Here is a 21,358-nt window from a genome sequence, read left to right on the forward strand (position 1 = left end):
TTCAGCTTGTGCCGTAGCGGTCAGCGCCCGGCATCCAGCAGCCAGATCTCGACCCGCTCGTTGCGCGCCTTGGCCGCCGCATCCTCGCCGCCGACCAGGGGACGTGCCGCGCCCAGTCCACGCGCGCGTTTGACCACGATGCCGCGCTGGGACAGATAGGCCGCGACTACGTCGGCGCGGTCGTTGCTGGCGATGGTCGGATACAGGCGGTTGGCCGTATCCGGCGTGGCGAAGCCGATGACGCCCAAGGCGCGGCCGCGCATGGCCGGCTGCTGCATGTAGGCGATCAAGCGATCCAGGTCCTGCGCGCTGCGCGCCTCGAACATCGAGTTCAACGACTGCAGGCTGAAACGCAGGGTCGTGGTCAGGCGCTGCCCACCGGCGCCGGCCTGCAGGTAGGCATCGGTCTGACGTGTGTCGGGGCCTGCCTGAGCCGTTTGGGTTGGATCGGACGCGATGCTCATCGGGATCGGCCCGATCCGGCGCACGACCTGCTGCGCCTGCGCGCCGACCGCATACAGCGCCAGGCTGCGGCCGAGTGCCGACATCATCTGCCCGCCGTACAGGCTGTAGCGCTGCACCAGCGGATAGTCCTCGCCACGGATGCTGGCCGGCGTGGGCAGCACGGCGATGCCGCCGTCGGCGATGGCGAGCGCACGGGTGCCGGCCGGTAGCGGCGTGGTCAGCGCGATGATCGCCAGCGCCTCCGGGTGTCCGGCCACGGCCTGTGCCGCTTCGGCCAGGCTGGGATGGATGTGTTGCGAGGCGGCCCGTGCGGTTGCCGGCAGCGGCAGGCGTTCGCGCAGGAAATCTCCCAATCCGCTGTGCTCCGCATTGCGCTGCACTTCGATCGGCAGATCGGCGCCACCGAGTTGCGACCAGCGCGTCAGTCGCCCGCTGAGGATGTCGCGCAATTGCGCGACGCTGAGCGAGGCCAGCGGATTGTCGGCGGCTACCAGCACGCGCGCGCCGTCCAGGGCGAGGACGAAGTTCTGGTCCGGCGAGGCCAGGTCGCCAAGCTGCCAGGCGGCATCGCGTTCGCGCGCATCGGGAACCCGCGCCAGCATCGCCAGCTCGGCGTCGCCGCGGACCAGGTCAGCGAAGCCGGCGGCCGAACCGGCGCTGCCTATCTCCACTACCAGCGGTGCGTCGTCGCGCAGTGCGGAGATTTCCAGCGTTGCCGCATCGACACGGCGGCGCTGGATCTGCCGATAGCCGATGCTGTGCAACCAGGATTCGACCAGTGCCGGCATCAGCTGCGCGCCGACACTGTTGGAGCCATGCACGCGCAGGCGTTCGGCCTGCTGCGCGGCGGCGGACGGAATGGAGCACAGCACTGCGGCACCCAGCAACAGCAGGTGCAAGATGAAACGCGACATCGGATCCCCCCAGGATCTGGACAGGCGGCAGTGTTGGCGACAGGCGTGACATGGCAGTGACTGTGAGCGCGGTCACGCGATGTGTGCGGGGCACATGAAGTGTGGCGATCGCGAGTGCGTATCTTTTCGCGGCTAGGGCTGACGTTGCCGGCTGCGGCGGCCTAGCGGGGGGAACGGAGCATGCAGGCGCGTCATCCAGCCTGCGCAGGCCTGCTGCTATCGCGTGTGATCGAGAGCGAAGCGAGGGGGCACGAAGAAGCGGCCAGGCCAGTGCGATGAAAAATGCGCTTGAATAATTTCACTTCGAATGGCAGAACCCAGCGCGGCACAGCTGGTCCCTTTCTGGAACCGTGCGTCCGGCCCAGTCTGGCGGCGTCCGGAAACCGCCGGGAGCATTCGAATTGGAGACGACACTAGGACACTAGTTGGGAGCGACTGCAGATGGCTTCGCGCCAAAATCGCGACGGGCATGTTTCTCGGTAATGCGCGTCGCGACTGAAGTCGCTCCTACAGGGAGCGAATGGCCTGGAGAAACGCTCGCAGCGTCGCTCAGGCCGACGGCAGCGCCCGCTTCGCCGCTGCCTGCGCCCAGCGAGCGGCGACCAAGGGCGAGGTGATGCAGACCGCGCTGTCGGTCACCGTGGTCACCGCGCGCTCCAGCAGCTGGATGTCGGCCTCGTGCTGGCGCGCCACGTGCGGATCCTCGAAGAAGATCGCGCGTTGGCAGCGCCGTTCCAGCACGCGGTCGGCGATCTGCGCATCGCCGCCCATCGGCCCGCTCTGGTAGCGATGCACCCAGTCCTGGCCCTGCGGCCAGCCGCGGCTCCAGGCCAGTTCGTTGAGGCGCTGGCCGGTGGTGCCGGTGGCCACGCGCTCGGCGAAGCGCGACAGCAGGTCGAAATGTTCGCTGGCGAAGGCCAGCATCTGCGGCTTCATCGCATCGTGCGCGATCAGCGCCAGGGTGTGACGTTCCAGCGCGTGCAGGTCGTCGGCGCCGGCGTCGGCCGCCAGCCCGGCGTGCACGCGCTCCATCTCGATCCAGTCGCGGGCGCTGGCCACGGTGGAGATGAAGGGCTTGCCGTGGATCACGCATTGGCGCTTGAGCGCGATGGCTTCGGGAAAGATCGACGAGGGATCGACCGGATCGATGAAGTAGATCGCACCGTCGAGGGTGCGTTCGGCGCCTTCCAGGCCTACCACTTCGGCGACCAGTTTCATCAGCCCGCCTTCTCGGCCGAACGGATAGCGCTTGAGTTCCGTGTAGCCCGTCAGCCAGCCGGCGCGCGCGATCGCCTCGTGGGTGCGGCCGACCGCGTGCAGGCCGAGCTGCAGTTCGCGGATGCCGGCCTCGCAGGCGCGCAGCCAGCGGAACAGGGCGGCGTCCTTGCCCTGGTGGTGCAGTCGGTTGGCGGCCAGGCCCAGGCGCATATGTCGATCCGTGCGGAAGTGGAACGACAGTCTGCGCCGGATCGCGGTATGGACTCAATCGCCCGTTGTCGCCACCGAGCGCAGGTCCACACCGCCAAACCCACCCGCCCCGCGCTCCACCAATCCCGACATCCCCAATCCCCGATCCCGGCTACTGAACGATCTCCCGCGCCCGCGCCGTCAGCACGCGCATCTGCGGCTTGTCGCTGCCGTCCTGGTTGGGTTGCAGGTTGAACGCGTAATCGGTTTTCCACCAGGCGCCGGCGGCCCAGGCGGTCCAGCCCAGCCACACGTCGGCGTTGTCGTGCACGTAGCCGAGCATGTCGTCGAGCGCGGCCATGCAGGTGGCGTTGCCGCTGGCGCCGAATTCGCCGAGGAAGCCCTTGTAGCCGTTGGCGCGCAGCCACTGGGTAAAGCCCTGCAGTTTTTCCGAGCCGATCGTGGCGCTGACGCAGTCGGCGCTGGTGCCGCTGTAGTCCTGGTCCAGGTACTGGTGGACCTCGAACACCAGGTTTTCGACGGGGTCCTCGATCGACACCAGGGATGTCGCGTTGGACACGCCGTACCAGGTGCTGTTCCAGCTGTGCGCGCCGGTGTACGCGGTGCCCGGCACCATGATCAGGTTGTAGGCGCCGGTGCCGCGGATCGCATCGATCGCCAGTTGCGCGGCGGCGGTCCAGTCGCCGGAGGAGATGCCGTTGGGCTCGTTCATCAGCCCGAAGATCACCGCGTCGTCGTTGCCGAACACGATCGCCAGACGCCGCCACAGGTCGGCCAGCACGCTGGCGGGCGTGCCGTCGCTGCCGATCCGCGCGCCGTTGTACTTGGCGTAGTTGTGCAGGTCCAGGATCACGCGCAGGTTGTGGCTCTTGGCACGGCTCACCGCGGTATGCAGATAGCCGAGCTGGGCGGCGTCCAGCTCGCCGTTGGCGGTGGGCTGCAGGCGTTCCCACAGGAACGGCAGGCGCACGATGTTCATGCCTTGCGCGGCGACGTAGGCGTAGTCGCTGTCGCGCGGATACAGGTAGTCCTTGAAGACCACGCCCGGTTTCTTGGCCGAATTGAATTCTGCGCCGGCCAAGTTGAGGCCGGCGTAGTGCGCGCCGTTCTGGGCGAGCGCGGTGGACGTACTGGTGGCCAGCAGCAGGCACAGCGCTGCGTGCAGCAGCCAGCGTGAGGGAGTGGGGAGGTTGGGATGGCGTTGCATGGGATTGCCTTCTTCGTGGGGGGAAGAGCGAATGGGCGCCGCCGCGCACCAGGTGTGTGGCGCGGGCTGTCCCCATCCGTTGCAATCGGCATGCCAGCGGTGCGCGTGCGTAGCGTCGGCGTGTCGGTAAGACGCACGCCGTCGCCGACGCTCAGGCCTCGCTCGGCTGCGCTGCGATGTTCTCTCTCGCAGGAAACGCTATGTCAGCGCGCGATGCGCTTCGCCCTGGGCGACAGGATCGACATCTGCGGTTTGTCGCGGCCGTCCGCGCCGGGTTGCACGTTGAATGGATAGTTCGCGTTCCACCAGGCGCCCCCGGCCCAATAGCTCCAGCCCAGCCACACCGCGCGGTGCTGTTCGATGTAGCCGAGCATGCCGTCCAGCGCCTGCCGGCAAACGGCATTGTCGGCGGCGCCGAACTCGCCCAGGAAGCCGATGTGTCCGGTCTTGCGCAGCCAGTCGGTGAAGCCGACCAGGCGTTCGGCACCGATGCTGCCGCTCACGCACGTGGCGCTGGTGCCGCTGGAATCGATGTCCAGATACTGGTGCACCTCGATTGCGCTGCGCCGCAGCGGGTCGTACAGCGACGCCAGCGCGGTGGCATTGGATTCGCCGCCGACGGTCGAATACCAGCTGTGCGCGCCGCTCCACAGCGCGCCCGGCACCAGGATCAGATTGCGCGCGCCGGTGACGCGGATCGCATCGACCGCCGCCTGCGCGGCAGACGCCCACAGCCCGGGTGCGATGTTGTTCGGCTCGTTCATCAGGCCGAAGACCACGGCGTTGTCGTCCTTGAACTCCAGCGCCAGGCGTTGCCACAGATCGCTGAAGGTCTTGATCGGCACGTTCGCGCTGCCGATCTTGTTGCCGTAGTAGCTGGCGTAGTTGTGGATGTCCACGATCAGGTGCATGCGCTGTGCTTTGGCCTGCTTGGCCGCGGCCTTGATCAACGCCAGCTGAGCGGCGTCCAGCCGGCCCTGCGGCGTGGGCTGCAGGCGTTCCCACAACACCGGCAGGCGCACGATGTTCATGCCCTTGCCGGCGAAATAGGCGTAATCGGCATCGCGCGGATAGAAGTAGTCGACGTTGACCACGCCGGGCTTCTTGCTGGAGCTGATCTCCGCGCCGGACAGATTGACGCCGGCGAATTTCAGCACGCCTTGCGCGTGCAATGGCGGCAGCACGGCGAGCAGGGACAACAACAGTGCCAGGCGCAGTGCGCGCAGGCACGGCGACGAATGGACCATGGGGAGCCTCCTTCTGCATCAGCGGGGGGAGACTCGGCCAGGCGGATGGTGGGCTGGCCGAGCTGATGACAAACGGTGTGCTTGCTCGCACCGTAATGCATTCCCGCTTCCGCCACTACGACCGGCATGCGTGCATGCGCGGATCTGTGCAGGGCTTGGCATGGCCAACACGCACTGGTTCTCTGTCGGCCATCGCCGCCGCAATGCATGCGGCGGCGTACGTACGCGATGTTGTCCGAGAGCTTCTGCGCTTCTTTCGCAACGGCGCGCCGGACGATCGCCCGGCGCGCCTGCGCGACTACTTTCCGGTCACCTTGTGCGCGTGCTTGGACAGGATCGACATCTGCGGCTTGTCGCTGCCGTCCTTGTTCGGTTGCACGTTGAACGGATAGTCGTTCTTCCACCACGCGCCGGCCGCCCACCAGGTCCAGCCGACGATCACGTCGTTGTTCTGCTCGATGTAGCTGAGCAGGCCTTCCAGGGCCTGGTTGCAGACGGGGGTATCGGCGGTGGCGAATTCGCCGATGAAGCCGACCTTCTTGTTCTCGCGCAACCAGCTGACGAAGCCGGCCAGTTTCTCGGCGCCGGCGGTGGCGCTGACGCATTCGCCCTTGGTGCCGCTGTTGTCCTTGTCGAAGTACTGGTGCGCTTCGAAGGCGATGCGGTTGCCCGGATCGGTCAGCGGCTGCAGCGCCACTGCGTTGGAGGTGCCGTAGTAGGTGCTGCGCCAGCTGTGCGCGCCGGTGTAGGCGGTGCCGGGGACCAGCACCAGGTTCTTGGCGCCGGTCTTGCGAATGGCGTTGATCGCCGCTTGCGCGGCCGCGGCCCAGTCGGTGGAGGACACCGCGTTGGGCTCGTTCATCAGGCCGAAGATCACCGTGTCGTCGTCCTTGAATTCGGTCGCCAGGCGCCGCCACAGGTCGGCGAACACCTCGGCCGGCGCACCGTCGCTGCCGATCAGCGCGCCGTTGTACTTGGCGTAGTTGTGCGGGTCCAGGATCAGATGCAGGTGGTTGGCCTTGGCCTGCGCCACCGCCTTCTTGATCTGCGCCAGCTGCGCCGGATCGAACTCGCCTTTGGCGGTGGGCTGCAGGCGTTCCCACAGGAACGGCAGGCGCACGATGTTCATGCCCTTGCCGGCGAAGTAGCTGTAGTCCGCCGGACCCGGATAGGTGTAGTCCTTGTACAGCGTGCCCGGCTTCTTGCCGGAATTGAATTCGGCGCCGGACAGGTTGACGCCGGCGTACTTGAGCACGCTCTTGCCGTCCTGGGCGGACACGCTGAAGGCGGCGGCGAGCAGGAACACGGCGGGCGCGACGGGGCGCAACCGCGACGACCAGAGAGAGGAAAGCGACATGGGGGAGCGTCCTTGGGGGAGGGGAGGATGCCGTTTTGCCATCGGGGGGAAGCAGCCGGCGGTGCAAGGGTGCGCGGATCGCACCCGCGCGGCCAGCCTAGGCGCTCGTGCGTTAGCGCCTCATTCACTCGCGCGAAAAACGGTGTTGCGCGCGTGGTGATTCAGGGGCGATCGCCGTTCTGTGGCGCATGGGTGGTTGGTGTGGTCCGGGTTGCCTGCGTGGGCGCCGCAGCCCGCTCACTGGCGCTTTTGTAGGAGGGGCTTCAGCCCCGACAGATAGCCGAAACCAAGCGGGTTTCGACTTCGCTCGTCGCGACTGAAGTCGCTCCCACAGGGATCTTCTGCGCCCGGTGAGTGCACTTGTGAGATGAGAATTCAGCCCTCACAGATGGCCGAGCCGCAGGGTCTCCGGCTCCGCTCGTCGCGGCTGAAGCCGCTCCTACAGGGGGCTGCGGTGCCTGTAGGGTGCACTTGTAGGAGGGGCTTCAGCCCCGACAGGTAGCCGAAACCAGGCGGGTTCCGACTCCGCTCGTCGCGACTGAAGTCGCTCCCACAGGGGATCTTCTGCGCCCGGTGAGTGCGCTTGTGTGTGGAAGGGGATTTCAGCCCTGACAATTGCCGAGCGGCATGGTTTTCCGACTTCGCTCGTCGCGGCTGAAGCCGCTCCTACAGGGGGCTGGGGTGCCTGATGGGGGCACTTGTGGGAGGGGCTTCAGCCCCGACCCGACCATGCGGGCGCCGCTGAGTTCGACGGACGCTGTTCCCATGGGCGAATGCCGCTGTATTGCGGTCAATCCGCAAACCCGCTGCCCACCCGCTCGCCGCCGGGCATGCAACGCCGTTGCCTGGATGCGGTAGAGCTCGCTCAGGCCGCGGCCTGGGTGGTCACCGGCAGGCGGTTGCCGATCCATTCGGCGATGCTGGCGGCTGCGTCGCGGCCTTCGGCCACCGCCGTCACCACCAGGTCCGCGCCGCGCACCGCGTCGCCGCCGGCGAACAGCTTCGGGTTGGTGGTCTGGTACGGCAGGCGGCCGCTGCCATCGGGGTCGCTGCCGCCGGCCAGGATGCGGCCATTTGCGGTGCCTTCCACGCCCTGCGCGGCCAGCCATTCCGGCACGCTCGGCGAGAAGCCGAAGGCGATGATCACCACGTCCGCGTCCAGCAGCGATTCGCTGCCCTCGACCGGCACCGCGGCCTGGCGGCCGCGCGCATCGGGTTCGCCCAGGCGGGTCTGCACCACGCGCACGCCGGCCAGCTTGCCGCTGGCATCGGCTTCCACCGCCAGCGGTTGGCGATTGAACAGGAAGCGCACGCCTTCCTCGCGCGCGTTGGCCACTTCGCGCGCCGAGCCGGGCATGTTGGCTTCGTCGCGGCGATAGGCGCAGGTGACCTTGGCCGCGCCCAGGCGGATCGCGCTGCGCACGCAGTCCATGCCGGTGTCGCCGCCGCCGAGCACCACCACGCGCTTGCCGCTCAGGTCCGGCAGCGCAATCTTGTCTTCCCAGCCGGCGATCGGCCGGCCCCAGGGATCGTTGCCGCTGACGATGCGACTGTTCTGCACCAGGAACGGCAGCGCCGGCAGCACGCCGGGCAGATCCTGGCCGGTCAGGCCGCCGTCGGTGTAGCGGTAGGCACCGGTGCCGAGGAACACCGCATCGTATTCGCCGAGCAACTGCTCCAGGCTGACGTCGCGGCCGATCTCTACACCCAGGCGGAACTCCACGCCCATGCCTTCGAGCACCTCGCGGCGCTTGCCGATCACGCTCTTGTCGAGCTTGAAGCTGGGGATGCCGAACTGCAGCAGGCCGCCGATCTGCTCATAGCGGTCGTAGACCACGGCATGGATGCCGGCGCGGACCAGGCGGTCGGCGCAGCTGAGCCCGGCCGGGCCGGCGCCGATCACCGCCACGCGCTTGCCGGTGGCCTGGACCTGGCTCAGGTCCGGGCGCCAGCCGTTGCTGAGCGCGGTATCGACGATGTACTTCTCCACCGCGCCGATGGTGACCGCGCCGAATTCCTCCAGCGTGCAGCTGCCTTCGCACAGGCGGTCCTGCGGGCACACCCGGCCGCACACTTCCGGCAGCGGATTGGTGCTGTGGCACAGCGCCGCGGCTTCCTCGATGCGGTTCTCCTGCACCAGCTGCAGCCACTGCGGGATCGCGTTGTGCACCGGGCATTTCCAGCTGCAGTACGGATTGCCGCAATCCAGGCAACGCCCGGCCTGATACTGCGCGTCGGCCTTGTCGAACTTGCCGTACAGCTCGTTCCAGTCGCCGGACGTACGCAGCTCCACCGGGATGCGCTGCGGCATCTGCCGGGGCAGGTCGAGGAACTGGAAGGCTTGTTTGCGGCTCATAAAAAATTCCGTGGCATATTCCCTTCTCCCCTCGGGAGAAGGTGCCCCGAAGGGGCGGATGAGGGTACGGGGGCGCGCAGCGCCTTCGCGATCCCCTCTCCCCAAAAGCAGGAGAGGGGATACATCGATCAAGCAGCTCGCCGCAACGACTCGGTCAACGACTCGATACTCGCCGCCTTCGGCTTGACCAGCCAGAACTTGCCGACGTAGTCGCGGAATTCGTCGAGGATCTGCTGCGCCCAGATGCTGCCGGTCAGTTCGCGGTGGCGGCTGATCAGCTTGTGCAGGTGCTGGCGGTGGCTCTCGAAGCCTTCGGCGGAGATGCGATGGATGTCGATCAGCTCGTGGTTGTAGCGGTCGACGAAATCGCGGTCCACGTCGAGCACGTAGGCCAGGCCGCCGGTAAAGCCGGCGCCGAAGTTCAGCCCGACCTTGCCCAGCACCAGCACGATGCCGTCGGTCATGTATTCGCAGCAGTGGTCGCCGGCGCCTTCGATCACCGCCAGCGCGCCGGAATTGCGCACGCCGAAGCGCTCGCCGGCGCGGCCGGCGGCGTACAGCTCGCCGCCGGTGGCGCCGTACAGGCAGGTGTTGCCGATGATCGCGGTACTGCGCGCCTCGAAGCGCGCGCCGCGCGGCGGACGCACCACCAGGCGGCCGCCGGCCATGCCCTTGCCGACGTAGTCGTTGGCCTCGCCTTCCAGCTCCAGCTGCAGGCCGCCGGCGTTGAACGCGCCGAAGCTCTGCCCGGCCGAGCCGCGGAAGCGCAGGGTCAGCGGCGCGTCGTCCATGCCGTGGTTGCCGTGCACGCGGGCGATGGCGCCGGACAGGCGCGCGCCGATCGAGCGGTCGGTGTTGTGGATCAGGAAGCGATGGTCGCCGCCGGTCTTGTTGGCGATCGCATCGGCGAGCAGGCCGTCCATCTGCGTGGCCAGGCTGTCCGGCGATTCGTACAGGCGCTGCGCGGCGCAGTGGCCGCCGTCGTAGCGCACGTCCTTGAGCAGCCGCGACAGGTCCACCCGCACGCCTTCGCGCGGCGACACGTCCAGCTGCTGCAGCAGCTCGGTGCGGCCGATGATCTCGTCCAGCGAGCGCGCGCCCAGGTACGACAGCCACTGCCGCACTTCTTCGGACAGCAGCTTGAAGAAGTTCTCCACGCGCTCGGGCAGGCCGGTGAAGTAGTTGGCGCGCAGCCGTTCGTCCTGCGTGGCCACGCCGGTGGCGCAGTTGTTGAGGTGGCAGATGCGCAGGTACTTGCAGCCGAGCACGATCATCGGGCCGGTGCCGAAGCCGAAGCTGTCGGCGCCCAGGATCGCGGCCTTGATCACGTCCAGGCCGGTCTTCAGCCCGCCGTCGGTCTGCAGGATGGTGCGGTCGCGCAGGTTGTTGGCGACCAGCGCCTGGTGCGACTCGGCCAGGCCCAGTTCCCACGGCACGCCGGCATAGCGGATCGAACTGACCGGGCTGGCGCCGGTGCCGCCGTCGTGGCCGGACACGGTGATCAGGTCGGCGCCGGCCTTGACCACGCCGGCGGCGATGGTGCCCACGCCGGCATGGCTGACCAGTTTCACCGACACCAATGCGGTCGGATTGACCTGCTTGAGGTCGTAGATCAGCTGCGCCAGGTCCTCGATCGAATAGATGTCGTGGTGCGGCGGCGGCGAGATCAGGCCGATGCCCGGCTTGGCGTAGCGCAGCCGCGCGATCAGTTCGTTGACCTTGTGCCCGGGCAGCTGGCCGCCTTCGCCGGGCTTGGCGCCCTGCGCGACCTTGATCTGCAGCACTTCGGCGTTGACCAGGTACTCGGGGGTGACGCCGAAGCGGCCGGAGGCCACCTGCTTGATCTTGGAGCGCTTCTCGGTGCCGTAGCGCGCCGGGTCTTCGCCGCCTTCGCCGGAGTTGCTGCGTCCGCCGAGGCGGTTCATCGCGATCGCCAGCGCCTCGTGCGCCTCGGGCGACAGCGCGCCCAGGCTGATCGCGGCGGTGTCGAAGCGGCGCAGCAGGTCGGCGGCCGGGGCGACTTCGTCCAGCGGGGTCGGCACCTCGGCGCGCTTGAGCTGCAGCAGGTCGCGCAACGCCGACGGCGGACGCGAGTGCACCGCGTCGGCGTATGCGGCCCAGTCGGCCTGCTCGCCGCTGCGCGTGGCGCGCTGCAGGGTCATGACCACGTCCGGGTTGTACATGTGGTACTCGCCGCCGTGCACGTACTTCAGCAGCCCGCCCACTTCCGGCTTGAGCAGGTCGTTCCAGGCGCGCGCGGTCAGCTGCCGCGCCTCGGTGTCCAGCCGCGCCAGGTTGACCCCGCCGATGCGCGAGGCGGTGTCCGGGAAGCACAGCTGCACCACGTCCGGATCCAGCCCGACGATCTCGAACAGCTGCGCGCCGCGGTAGCTGGCGATGGTGCAGATGCCCATCTTGGAGATGATCTTGGACAGGCCCTTGTAGATGCCCTTGCGGTACTTGCGGCCGATCTGCGCCTGTTCGCCGCCCTTCTTCAGCAGCAGGATGCCGCGCCGGCCCAGGTCGAACAGGGTCTGGTAGGCCAGGTACGGATACACCGCGGTGGCGCCGAAACCGAGCAGGCAGGCCATGTGGTGCGGATCGCGCGCGGTGCCGGTCTCGATGATCAGGTTGGCGTCGCAGCGCAGGCCGGCGCGCGACAGATGGTGGTGCACCGCGCCGGTGGCCAGCAGCGCATGCGCCATCGGCCGTTCCGGCACCGGGTAGCGGTCGGTCAGCAGCAGCATGACCTTGCCGTCGCGCACCGCCTGCTCGGCCTGCGCGCAGATCCGTTCCAGGCCGGCCTTGAGGCCTTCCTCGACGCTGTAGGACAGGTCGATCTGCGCGTTGCGGGTCTGGTACTGCTCCATCTTCAGCAGCTGGCGCAGCTTGCGCTGGCTGAGCACCGGCGAATTGAGGATGACGTGGTTCACCGTCTCCGGGCCGGCATGGAAGATGTTGGTCTCCTTGCCGAGCTGGGTGGTCAGCGACATCACGCAGTCTTCCCGCAGCGGATCGATCGGCGGGTTGGTGACCTGCGCGAACGCCTGGCGGAAGTAGTCGTACAGCGGCCGGGTGTGGCGGCTGAGCACCGCCATCGGGGTGTCGTCGCCCATCGAGCCGGTGGCTTCCTGCTCGGTCTCGGCCAGCGGCCGCAGCACCTGCTCCACTTCCTCGGTGCTGAGCTGGAACAGCTTGTGGTAGCTGCGCAGGGTGCTCTCGTCGAACGGCTCCTCGACCAGCGAGGGGTCGATCAGCTCGGTCTGCAGGTAGGTCACGCCCTGCTGCAGCCACTGCTTGTACGGGGCGCGGCCGCGGTTGATGCGGTCGATCGCGTCCGAGTCGAGCAGGTCGCCGCGCTTGAGGTCGATGGCCATCATCTCGCCCGGGCCGAGCTTGCCCTTGCGGGTCACGCGCTCGGCCGGCAGTTCCCACACGCCGGCTTCGGAGGCGACCAGGAAATGGCGGTCGGAGGTCAGCATCCAGCGCGCCGGGCGCAGGCCGTTGCGGTCGAGCATGCACGCCGCGTAGCGGCCGTCGCAGGCGACGATGCCGGCCGGGCCGTCCCACGGCTCGGTGTTGAGCCCGTAGAACTCGTAGAACGCGGCCAGGTCGGCGTCCTTGAACTCCAGCGACTGGGTCGCCGGCGGCACCAGGATGCGCAGCGCCTGCAGCAGGTCCATGCCGCCGGCGACCAGCAGCTCGAGCATGTTGTCCAGGCTCTGCGAATCGGAGCCGTGCATCGAGATCACCGGGTCGAACTCGGCGATGTCGAAGCGCGGGGTCTTCCACACCTTGCTGCGCGCCTGCGCCCAGTGCCGGTTGCCCTCGATGGTGTTGATCTCGCCGTTGTGCGCGAGCAGCCGGAACGGGTGCGCCAGCGGCCAGCGCGGCAGCGTGTTGGTCGAGAAGCGCTGATGGAACACGATGGCGCTGGAGGCCAGGTCGCTGCGCTGCAGGTCCGGGTAGAAGGTGCTGAGCTTGTCCGGCAGCACCATGCCCTTGTAGCTGATGCCGTTGGGCGAGAGCGTGGTGACGTAGAAGTCGGCGACGTCGCGCAGGCGCTGCTCGGCGCGGCGGCGCGCCAGGAACAGGGCCAGGGCGAAGCCGTCCTCGCTGTGTTCGGCGCCGGCATCGACGAACACCTGCTCGATGTGGGGCAAGGTGTCCTTGGCCAGCTGCCCGCACACCGAATCGTCGGTGGGAGTAACCCGCCAGCCGCGTGGCTGGGTGCCGGCGCGGAGCAGTTCCTCTTCCAGCACCTGGCGGCAGCGTGCGGCGCCATCCGCGTCGTCGCGCGGCATGAACACCTGGCCGGCGGCGAAGCGCGCGCCGACCGCGATGCCGGCGTCGCGCGCCAGCGCGCGCAGGAACGCATCGGGTTTGCGGATCAGCAGGCCGCAGCCGTCGCCGGTCAGGCCGTCGGCGGCGACGCCGCCACGGTGGGTCATCCGCGACAGCGCGGCAATGGCGGTATCCACCAAGGCCCGCGAGGGTTGGTCATCGAGTTGCGCGACCATGCCGAAACCACAGGCATCGCGCTCATCTTGGGGGTCGTAGAGCCCGTGGCGGTTGCGGGGGGCCATGTCTGCCTCTGAAAAGCGATCCGAAGGAACGCGGCGACACTCGCCCCCGCTCTATCCTGGAGCGCATCTTGAGGTCACCGGAACATCGACTAAAGCACATGTTGGTGCGGTGCCGCAATACACGGTTGCAGCTGCAACCGTAGTGGCGGCGACCGCCTTGCCGTCGCAACCATGCGCGGCGCCTGCAGGTACCGCCGCACGGGCCTCAGCCGCAGCGCACGCCGGTGATCAGGTTCTTGGCATCGACCTCGATGTTGAGCCGTTCGCCGTCGAACTCCATGGTCACCGCCTGGTTCGGCTTGAGCACGCGCACGCTCTTGGCGCCGGTGTCGCTGCGCGCCTGGTCCAGCAAGGCCTGTTCGGCGGCCTGGCCGACCAGGCCCTGCGCCTGCGAGGCGTCGCAGGTGCCCACCGGCGGCGGCTGCGGGGCGCTGGCCGGATCCGGCGCGGCGGCCTGCTGCGCGGCGGCCTGGGCCTTGGCCCCCACTTGTTCCTGCTCGTCCGGCGGCGGCGCGGTACACGCGGCCAATGCCAGCGCCAGGCACGCCGTGCCGAACAGGCCGGCACGCGCGGACGCACGAGAAGAAAGGAAAGTGCTCATCGAGGCTCCTGGTGGGTGGAGGGAAGACAGGTCCAGCATACGTGCAGAAGAATCGGACAAGTCGCGTTCGCCGCACGTTAACCGGTCCGCTGTTGACGCGGCCTAGGCGGCGCGCTGCCGACAATCCGGGCTCCCCAACTGCTGGCGTCCCGATGTCCAACGCGTCCCGCACCACCGCCGCCACCGAGGCGGCCCGCGCGCTGCAGGCCAGGCAGGCCGCCAGCAGCGCCGGTTTGGTCTATGTCAGCGACGAAGCGCCTGGCATCGTCCGCCGCCGCGCCGGCAAGGGCTTCAGCTATCGGCTGCCGGACGGCCGCCCGGTGCGCGATGCGCAGACCCTGCAACGCATCCGCCAGCTGGCGATCCCGCCGGCCTACACCGAGGTGTGGATCTGCACCAAGCCCAACGGCCACGTGCAGGCCACCGGCCGCGATGCGCGGCGGCGCAAGCAGTACCGCTACCACGCCGACTGGGCGCAGGTGCGAGGCGACGGCAAGTTCGAACGGATCATGGCCTTCGGCCAGGCCTTGCCGCGGCTGCGCCTGCGCCTGCGCCGCGACCTGGCGCTGCCCGGCTACCCGCGCGACAAGGTGCTGGCGATGGTGGTGGCGCTGATGGCCGAGACTCTGGTCCGCGTCGGCAACGCCGAATACGCGCGCAGCAACCGTTCCTACGGGCTGACCACGCTGCGCAACCGGCACCTGGAGTTCGTCAAGGGTGGCCGCGCGCGGCTGAAGTTCCGCGGCAAGGGCGGGCAGGAGCACGACATCGAGGTCGACGACGCGCGCCTGGTCAAGCTGATCCGCGGCTGCCAGCAATTGCCCGGGCAGGCGCTGTTCCAGTACCGCGACGACGACGGCCAGCTGCAGCCGGTGGATTCGGGCGAGGTCAACGACTACCTGCGCGAGGCGATGGGCGAAAGCTTCACCGCCAAGGACTTCCGCACCTGGGGTGGCACCCGCGCCGCGCTGCAGCGGCTGGCGCAGCTGCCCTTGCCCGACCCCAGCAGCGAGCGCGCGCTGAAGCTGGCGCAGAACGCGGTGATCCGCGAGGTGGCCGACGCGCTGGGCAATACCCCGGCGGTGTGCCGCAAGGCCTACATCGACCCGTGCGTGTTCGACGGCTGGCGCGGCGGCGAATTGCACGGCCTGTGCGAGCGCGTGCGCGGCGAGCGGCAGTGGGACCTGGCCACGCTGAAGTACCTGGCGCGGGCGCGCGCCGCGACCCGCAAGGCGGCCAAGGCCTCGGGGGCCAAGAAGACCGGATCCAAGGCGGCCGGTGTCAAGCCGACGAAGTCCACGGTGCCGCGTCGGGCAGGCAGCAGTGTTGCGGCCGGGAACGCTACGCGCTCACGCGGCCGCGCCTGATCGGAGCACTGGCGCGGTTGCACCATCAGCGCACGTCGCGACGCGGTCGCGGCAAGACCGCGCCGCGTCCTTACGCTCAACCTGCGGCGCGCGCCATCAACCGCAATATAGCGTGGTGATGTTGTTGTACGGGCCGACCTCGATGGTCAGGCGATCGCCGCCGCTTTCGCCGGCACCGCGCGACGCGCTGTCCACGCCGCTGGAGGTGGCGCCGCTGTGGCCGACGCTGCTGTTCACCACCTGCACCTTCAGGCTGTCGCTGTCGACGCGGGCGCGTTCGACGGTGGTCTGCGCAGCGGCCAGGCCCGCCGCGCCGCGGACCTTGTCGATGTGGCACTGGCCGGAGATGACGCCGTCGATCGGCTGCACCTCGGCGACCTGGGTGGTGCTGCAGGCGCCGAGCAGCAGGCTGGCGGCGAGGGAAACGGCGAGGGAAACGGCGAGGGCGAGCGGGTGGCGGATCATGGACGGGTTCCTTGTGCGGATAGCGCGAGCGTGTCGCGGCGGATGTTTGCGCTGCATGAAGAGATCGGCGGCCGGCTTCACCCGACGTGGCCGCGGGCTTGGCCAGACTGTGGCTTCCCAGCCAACCGGAGCCTGACCATGGCCACCTGCGATGTCTGCGGCAACGACTACGACAAGGCCTTTACCCTGACCCAGGGCGCCCGCAGCGGCACCTTCGATTCGTTCGAATGCGCGATCCACGCCTTCGCCCCGCACTGCAGCCACTGCGACTGCCGCATCGTCGGCCACGGCGTGGAAGCCGGCGGCCGCATGTTCTGCTGTGCGCATTGCGCCCAGCATGCCGGCGTCGAAGGCGTCGCCGACCGCGCCTAGCGCGCTCGCGCCCGATCGCCCACGTCTGTCCATTTCCCGATGCGGCGTCCTGCAGCGCCGCGTCCCGTATTCCGGAGCAATGCCGATGGCTTCCAGCAACAAGCGTCCTGCCGCATCCACCAAGACCGCTTCCTCCAAGCCGGCGTCGTCCCGATCCAGCTCGGCAGCCGCCAAGACCGCACGCCAACAGCGCGTCCTGCAGCGCGCGACCGATGCCGACGAGGCGCAGTCGAAAGCCAAGGCCAAGAAGTCCGCGCCGACCCAGGCCGGGGTACGCAAGCAGCCGGAGAAGATGCCCAGGCAGCACTTGCGTAAACCTGGCAAGGAGCAGGACCTGGCGCTGCAACCGCGCTTCGAGGCGCCCGAGTACGTCGGCAGCGGCAAGCTGCGCGGCATGAGCGCGATCGTCACCGGCGCCGACTCGGGCATCGGCCGCGCGGTGGCGGTGCTGTTCGCGCGCGAAGGCGCCGACGTGGCGGTGCTGTACCTGGACGAGCACGAGGACGCGCAGCTGACCCGCGCGCATGTGGAGAAGGAAGGCCGGCGCTGCCTGACCATCGCCGGCGACGTGAAGGATCCCCAGTTCTGCGAAGACGCGGTGGCGCAGACCGTGCGCGCCTTCGGCGGACTCGACGTGCTGGTCAACAACGCCGCCTTCCAGTTGCACTGCCACGCCCTGGAAGACCTCAGCGAGGAACACCTGCAGGAAACCCTGCAGACCAACATCGGTGGCTACTTCCACATGGCGCGCGCGGCCTTGCCGCATCTCAAGCGCGGTGCGGCGATCATCAACAGCGGCTCGGAGACCGGCCTGTTCGGCAGCAAGTCGCTGCTCGACTACTCGGCCACCAAGGGCGCGATCCACGCCTTCACCATGGCCCTGGCCAGCCAGCTGCAGCCGCGCGGGATCCGCGTCAACGCGGTCGCGCCGGGGCCGGTGTGGACCCCACTGAACCCGGCCGACAAATCCGCCGAGGACGTCGCCGAGTTCGGCAAGAGCAGCGCGATGGGCCGCCCGGCGCAGCCGGAGGAACTGTCGCCGGCCTACGTGTTCCTGGCCTCGCCGATCACCGCCAGCTACATCAGCGGCGCGATCCTGCCGGTGATGGGCGGGCCGCAGGGCTGAGGCGCGGTCTGCACAGAAAGTGGGGGGGCAGTAGGTTCCGGCTGTGCCGATAGCGAAACGCTCCGAACGGTGGCGCTGGCGAAGCCACGCTTGTCGCAATGGAGATTCGCGACTGGGCGCCGCATGCCGGATATGGTGCGCTGACCGCTTCATCGCCCCAACTGCAACGGCAGGCTCTGCCTCGATCTTGAGTAAGCGGCGCACCTGTGGAGCCACGGCTTCCGCCGCGGGCGCCGCACTTCTCTTACAGCGTAGCCAATGACCGACGGCCTATTGACTACACGTGTCGCCACCGGTACGTTGGCGACACGTGTAGTCAATAGGGCGGGCGGATGCGACGCAAATCGATCGGGGACCAGGAGCTGGCCCTGCTGCAATACATTGGCGAACAGGGCGAGGCCAGCGTCGGCGAGGTCGCCGCCGGTTTCGGCGAGACCCGCGGGCTGGCCCGCTCCACCGTGCTGACGATGATGGAGCGGCTGCGCGCCAAGGCCTATCTGCGCCGGCGCCAAGTGCAGGGCGTGTACCGCTACGCCGCCACCAGCGGCCAGGACGACGTGGTGCGCAGCGCGGTCGGCAGCTTCGTCGAGAAGACACTGCAAGGCTCGGTGTCGCCGTTCGTGGCGTGGATGTCGCAGCGCGCCGAGGTCAGCGACGACGAACTGGCCGAACTCGAGGCATTGGTCGCCAAACTGCAATCGCAGCGGCGGGAGGACTGAGGCATGGACACGATCTTCGGCACGACGTTGTTCGAGACCCTGCTGTCGCGGCTGCTGGCGACCAGCGTGCAGGCGGCGATCCTGGTCGCGGCGATCTGGGCGCTGTGCCGCTGGCTGCCGGCATTGCCGGCGGCCACGCGCTGCCGGCTGTGGTGGCTGGTCGGCGCGCAGACCGTGCTCGGCCTGCTGTGGGCCGGTGCGCTGCACCTGCCGGTGTTGCCCGCTGCGCCGGCACAGACCGCCGTTGCCGCGACCGCATTGCCTGCCGCATCGCTGCAGGATGCGGGCGCTGCGACTGCCGCATCGCCGCGTGCTGCCACGCCGCAGGCCGCTGCTGCCGCGCCGCTGTCCTGGGCGCAGGCGCTGGTCGCGCTGTGGGTGGCAGGCGTGCTGCTCGGCGCGCTGCGCAGCGGCCATGCCTACCGCACCAGCCGGCGCCTGGTGCGCGCCAGCACGCCGTGCACCGATGCCGCCTTGCTCGGCGCCTTGCGCCTGGCCGCCGAAGCGCATGGCCTGCGCCAGCCGCCGCAGCTGCGGCTGTCCGCGCAGATCGATTCGCCGCAGCTGATCGGCCCGTGGCGGCCGGTGCTGCTGCTGCCGGCGCGGCGCCTGCCGGCGATGCACGCCGACGATCTGGATATGGCATTGACCCACGAACTGGTGCATCTGCAGCGCCGCGACCTGTGGTGGGGCCTGTTGCCGGCGCTGGCGCAGAACCTGTTCTTCTTCCATCCGCTGGTGCACCTGGCGGTGCGCGAATACGCACTGGCCCGCGAAGCGGCCTGCGACGCGGCGGTGGTCGCCGGGCACCGGCACTGCCGGCACAACTACGCTCGGCTGCTGGTGCAGTTGGGCGTGGCGCCGCGGCCGGCGGCCGGCGTGGCCAGCGCCTCGCCCAGCTTCGTCAGCCTGAAGCGGCGGCTGTTGATGCTGCAGAGCACCGCCTCCTTTTCGCGCCTGGGCGCCGGGTTGATCACCGCCGCGATCGCGCTGGCCGGAGTGATGCCGTTGCGCCTGGTGGCCAAGCCGGCACCGGCGAACGCGGCAGCGGTGGCTGCGCCGGCCACCGCGCCGGTTGCACCGGCCACACCCGCCGCTGCCGCGCCTGCGGCGCAGACGACCTCGATCGTGGCCAGCGTGCTGGCACGGCCCGCACCCGCATCGCCGGCAAGCCCCCCGGAACCGCCGACGGCGCCGGTGCCTCCGACCCCACCCGCTGCGCCGCCGGAAACCGATGCGCCGCTGCTTACCCAAGGCCGCATTTCGCTCTCGCCGCACAACGAGCAGGACGCCTACGTGTTGGTGCAGGACGGACACAATCTGATGGACGCCTCGCTGGACGACCTGCGCGAAGCGCGTCGCCTGGCCGGCAACGATGGCGAGATCCTGTGGTTGCGCCATGCTGGCCATCGTTACGTGGTCCGCGATCCGGCGGCGCTGGCGCGCTTCCAGGAACTGCACGCGCAGACCCTGGAGCTGGCCGATGCGCAGGCCGAACTGGGCGACCAGCAAGGCGATCTCGGCGAGCGCCAGGGCGACCTGGGCGAACGCATGGGGGAACTGAGCGCGCAGATGGCCGAGAGCGCCGCGCGCCAGGCCGAGACGGCGGTCGCCGCAAGCCGTGGCACCGCCAGCCAGGCGCAGATCGAGCGCATGGCGGCGCAGCGGGCGACCGAGCAATTGCGCCGGCAGGACCTGGGCAAGAAGATCCAGGAGCTGGCCAGGCAACAGGCGCAACTCGGCCTGCAACAGTCCCGGCTGGGCAAGCAGCAGGCCGATGCCAGCGTGCGCGCGCGGCAGCAGGCCGAGCAGCTGATCCGCGAGGCCATCGCGCAAGGGCTGGCCACGCCGATCGACGGCTGAGCAATGCCCCGCAGGCGGCGCCCGCGCGGATAATCGCCGCGGACGCCGACAGGAGGGGGCAAGGGCAATGGCTGTTTGCAAGGTGGTGGTGCTGGGCGGCTACGGCCATTTCGGCGCGCGGATCGTGCGCGCGCTGGCGGCGACGCCGACGCTGCAGGTGATCGCGGCCGGACGCCATCCTGGCGCTGCCGCCACCAATCTCGCCGGCGCGGACCTGGGCGGCGTCGCTGTGTGCCGCCTGGACACTGCGGCGGCGGATTTTCCGGCGCAGCTGGCCGCTACCGGCGCGGACATCGTGGTGCACACCGCTGGGCCGTTCCAGGGCCAGGACTACGCGGTCGCGCATGCCTGCCTGCAGGCCGGCATGCACTACATCGACCTGGCCGACGGCCGCGCGTTCGTGCGCGACTTTCCCGCCGCGCTGGACGCGCTGGCGCGGCAGGCCGGGCGCACCGCGATCAGCGGCGCCAGCACGCTGCCGGCGTTGTCCAGCGCGGTGGTCGATGCCTTGCGCCCGCGCTTCTCGCAATTGCACGACATCGACCTGGTCATCGCGCCGGCGCAGGCCACGCCGTTGGGCATGGCCACGGTGCGCGCAGTGCTGTCGTATTGCGGCCTGCCCTTCGACTGGTGGCGCGATGGGCGCTGGCAGCGCACGCAGGGCTGGGCCGCACCGCAGCCGGTGACGTTCGCGCGGCTCGCGCCGCGTCTGGCTGCGCCCTGCGACGTGCCCGATCACGACTTGCTGGTGGCGCGCTATCCCGGCGTGCGCAACGTGCGCTTCCGCGCGGCGCTGGAACTGCCGTTCCTGCAGCGCTGCCTGGCCGCGCTCGCGCGCCTGCGCGGACTCGGCGTGCCGCTGCCGATGCGCTCGCTGGCGGCGGTGTTCGCGCGCGCCGGGCGCTGGTTCGATCGCTTCGGTAGCGACCTGGGCGGCATGTCGGTGCAGTTGCGTGGACTGCGCGATGGTCGCCCGCACGCGCTGTGCTGGGAACTGACCGCACCGACCCTGCATGGCCCGGAGATTCCCTGCCTGGCCGCGATCCTGCTGGTACGCAAGCTGGCCAGCGGCGCGCCGCTGCCGGTGGGCGCGCATGCGTGCATGGGTCTGCTGAGTTTGGCCGAGTTCGAAGGCGAGTTCGCGGCCTGGCGGATCGAGACGGAGGTGCGGGAGGTTTAGGGCTGTTGTCGGGAATCCATCAGCGTTGAGAGGTGGGGCTACAACACAGTGCGGCTATTCCCTTCTCCCACCGCGACCATGGCCCCCTTTTCGGGGGAAGGTGGC

Annotated in this window: 15 protein-coding genes; 6 read left to right on the plus strand and 9 right to left on the minus strand. The window is 69.2% G+C overall.

Going from position 1 to position 21,358, the window contains the following annotated elements; genetic code table 11:
- Positions 1-20: 20 nt before the first annotated feature.
- From HEP74_RS00920 to HEP74_RS00955, 8 genes are all read right to left on the minus strand, one after another.
- Positions 21-1,379 (minus strand): substrate-binding domain-containing protein, encoded by a 1,359-nt coding sequence (locus HEP74_RS00920; protein WP_185814789.1) that lies wholly within the window; start codon positions 1,377-1,379, stop codon positions 21-23.
- Between the two features lie 549 nt (positions 1,380-1,928).
- A complete protein-coding gene (locus HEP74_RS00925; protein ID WP_185814790.1) occupies positions 1,929-2,807 on the minus strand; it encodes a methylglyoxal synthase in 879 nt (292 codons plus the stop codon).
- Positions 2,808-2,958: 151 nt separating this feature from the next.
- Positions 2,959-4,014 carry a glycoside hydrolase family 5 protein gene (locus HEP74_RS00930; protein ID WP_185814791.1) on the minus strand — a complete coding sequence of 352 codons (1,056 nt, stop codon included), beginning with the start codon at positions 4,012-4,014 and terminating at the stop codon, positions 2,959-2,961.
- A 203-nt stretch (positions 4,015-4,217) separates the two neighbouring features.
- Positions 4,218-5,261: a glycoside hydrolase family 5 protein gene (locus HEP74_RS00935; protein WP_185814792.1), complete on the minus strand. Its 1,044-nt coding sequence runs from the start codon at positions 5,259-5,261 to the stop codon at positions 4,218-4,220.
- A 298-nt stretch (positions 5,262-5,559) separates the two neighbouring features.
- Entirely contained in the window at positions 5,560-6,618 is a 1,059-nt protein-coding gene (locus HEP74_RS00940) for a glycoside hydrolase family 5 protein (RefSeq protein ID WP_185814793.1), read from the minus strand.
- An 865-nt stretch (positions 6,619-7,483) separates the two neighbouring features.
- Positions 7,484-8,974, minus strand: a complete 1,491-nt coding sequence (locus tag HEP74_RS00945; RefSeq protein ID WP_185814794.1) for a glutamate synthase small subunit GltD family protein — start codon at positions 8,972-8,974, stop codon at positions 7,484-7,486.
- Positions 8,975-9,102: 128 nt separating this feature from the next.
- Positions 9,103-13,560, minus strand: a complete 4,458-nt coding sequence (gene gltB / locus HEP74_RS00950; RefSeq protein WP_185814795.1) for a glutamate synthase large subunit — start codon at positions 13,558-13,560, stop codon at positions 9,103-9,105.
- Between the two features lie 205 nt (positions 13,561-13,765).
- Positions 13,766-14,161 carry an I78 family peptidase inhibitor gene (locus HEP74_RS00955; RefSeq protein ID WP_255427836.1) on the minus strand — a complete coding sequence of 132 codons (396 nt, stop codon included), beginning with the start codon at positions 14,159-14,161 and terminating at the stop codon, positions 13,766-13,768.
- 152 nt (positions 14,162-14,313) lie between these two features.
- Here HEP74_RS00955 and HEP74_RS00960 point away from each other — a divergent pair, with 152 nt between their 5' ends.
- Positions 14,314-15,528, plus strand: a complete 1,215-nt coding sequence (locus HEP74_RS00960) for a DNA topoisomerase IB (RefSeq protein WP_255427837.1) — start codon at positions 14,314-14,316, stop codon at positions 15,526-15,528.
- A gap of 96 nt (positions 15,529-15,624) precedes the next feature.
- Here HEP74_RS00960 and HEP74_RS00965 read toward each other — a convergent pair whose 3' ends face one another.
- Positions 15,625-15,993 (minus strand): hypothetical protein, encoded by a 369-nt coding sequence (locus HEP74_RS00965; protein ID WP_185814796.1) that lies wholly within the window; start codon positions 15,991-15,993, stop codon positions 15,625-15,627.
- A 138-nt stretch (positions 15,994-16,131) separates the two neighbouring features.
- On the opposite strand from HEP74_RS00965, the gene HEP74_RS00970 reads away from it, so the two are divergent.
- The 5 genes from HEP74_RS00970 to HEP74_RS00990 all read left to right on the plus strand — a co-directional run bounded on the left by HEP74_RS00970 (position 16,132) and on the right by HEP74_RS00990 (position 21,253).
- Positions 16,132-16,365, plus strand: a complete 234-nt coding sequence (locus tag HEP74_RS00970) for a metallothionein (RefSeq protein WP_185814797.1) — start codon at positions 16,132-16,134, stop codon at positions 16,363-16,365.
- Between the two features lie 85 nt (positions 16,366-16,450).
- Positions 16,451-17,491: an SDR family oxidoreductase gene (locus HEP74_RS00975; RefSeq protein ID WP_255427838.1), complete on the plus strand. Its 1,041-nt coding sequence runs from the start codon at positions 16,451-16,453 to the stop codon at positions 17,489-17,491.
- Between the two features lie 332 nt (positions 17,492-17,823).
- A complete protein-coding gene (locus HEP74_RS00980; protein ID WP_053836589.1) occupies positions 17,824-18,210 on the plus strand; it encodes a BlaI/MecI/CopY family transcriptional regulator in 387 nt (128 codons plus the stop codon).
- Between the two features lie 3 nt (positions 18,211-18,213).
- Positions 18,214-20,073 carry a M56 family metallopeptidase gene (locus tag HEP74_RS00985; RefSeq protein ID WP_185814799.1) on the plus strand — a complete coding sequence of 620 codons (1,860 nt, stop codon included), beginning with the start codon at positions 18,214-18,216 and terminating at the stop codon, positions 20,071-20,073.
- Positions 20,074-20,140: 67 nt separating this feature from the next.
- Positions 20,141-21,253, plus strand: a complete 1,113-nt coding sequence (locus HEP74_RS00990) for a saccharopine dehydrogenase family protein (protein ID WP_185814800.1) — start codon at positions 20,141-20,143, stop codon at positions 21,251-21,253.
- Positions 21,254-21,358 lie beyond the last annotated feature (105 nt).

This window comes from Xanthomonas sp. SS (assembly GCF_014236835.1).
In the GTDB taxonomy this organism is placed as follows: Bacteria; Pseudomonadota; Gammaproteobacteria; order Xanthomonadales; family Xanthomonadaceae; genus Xanthomonas_A.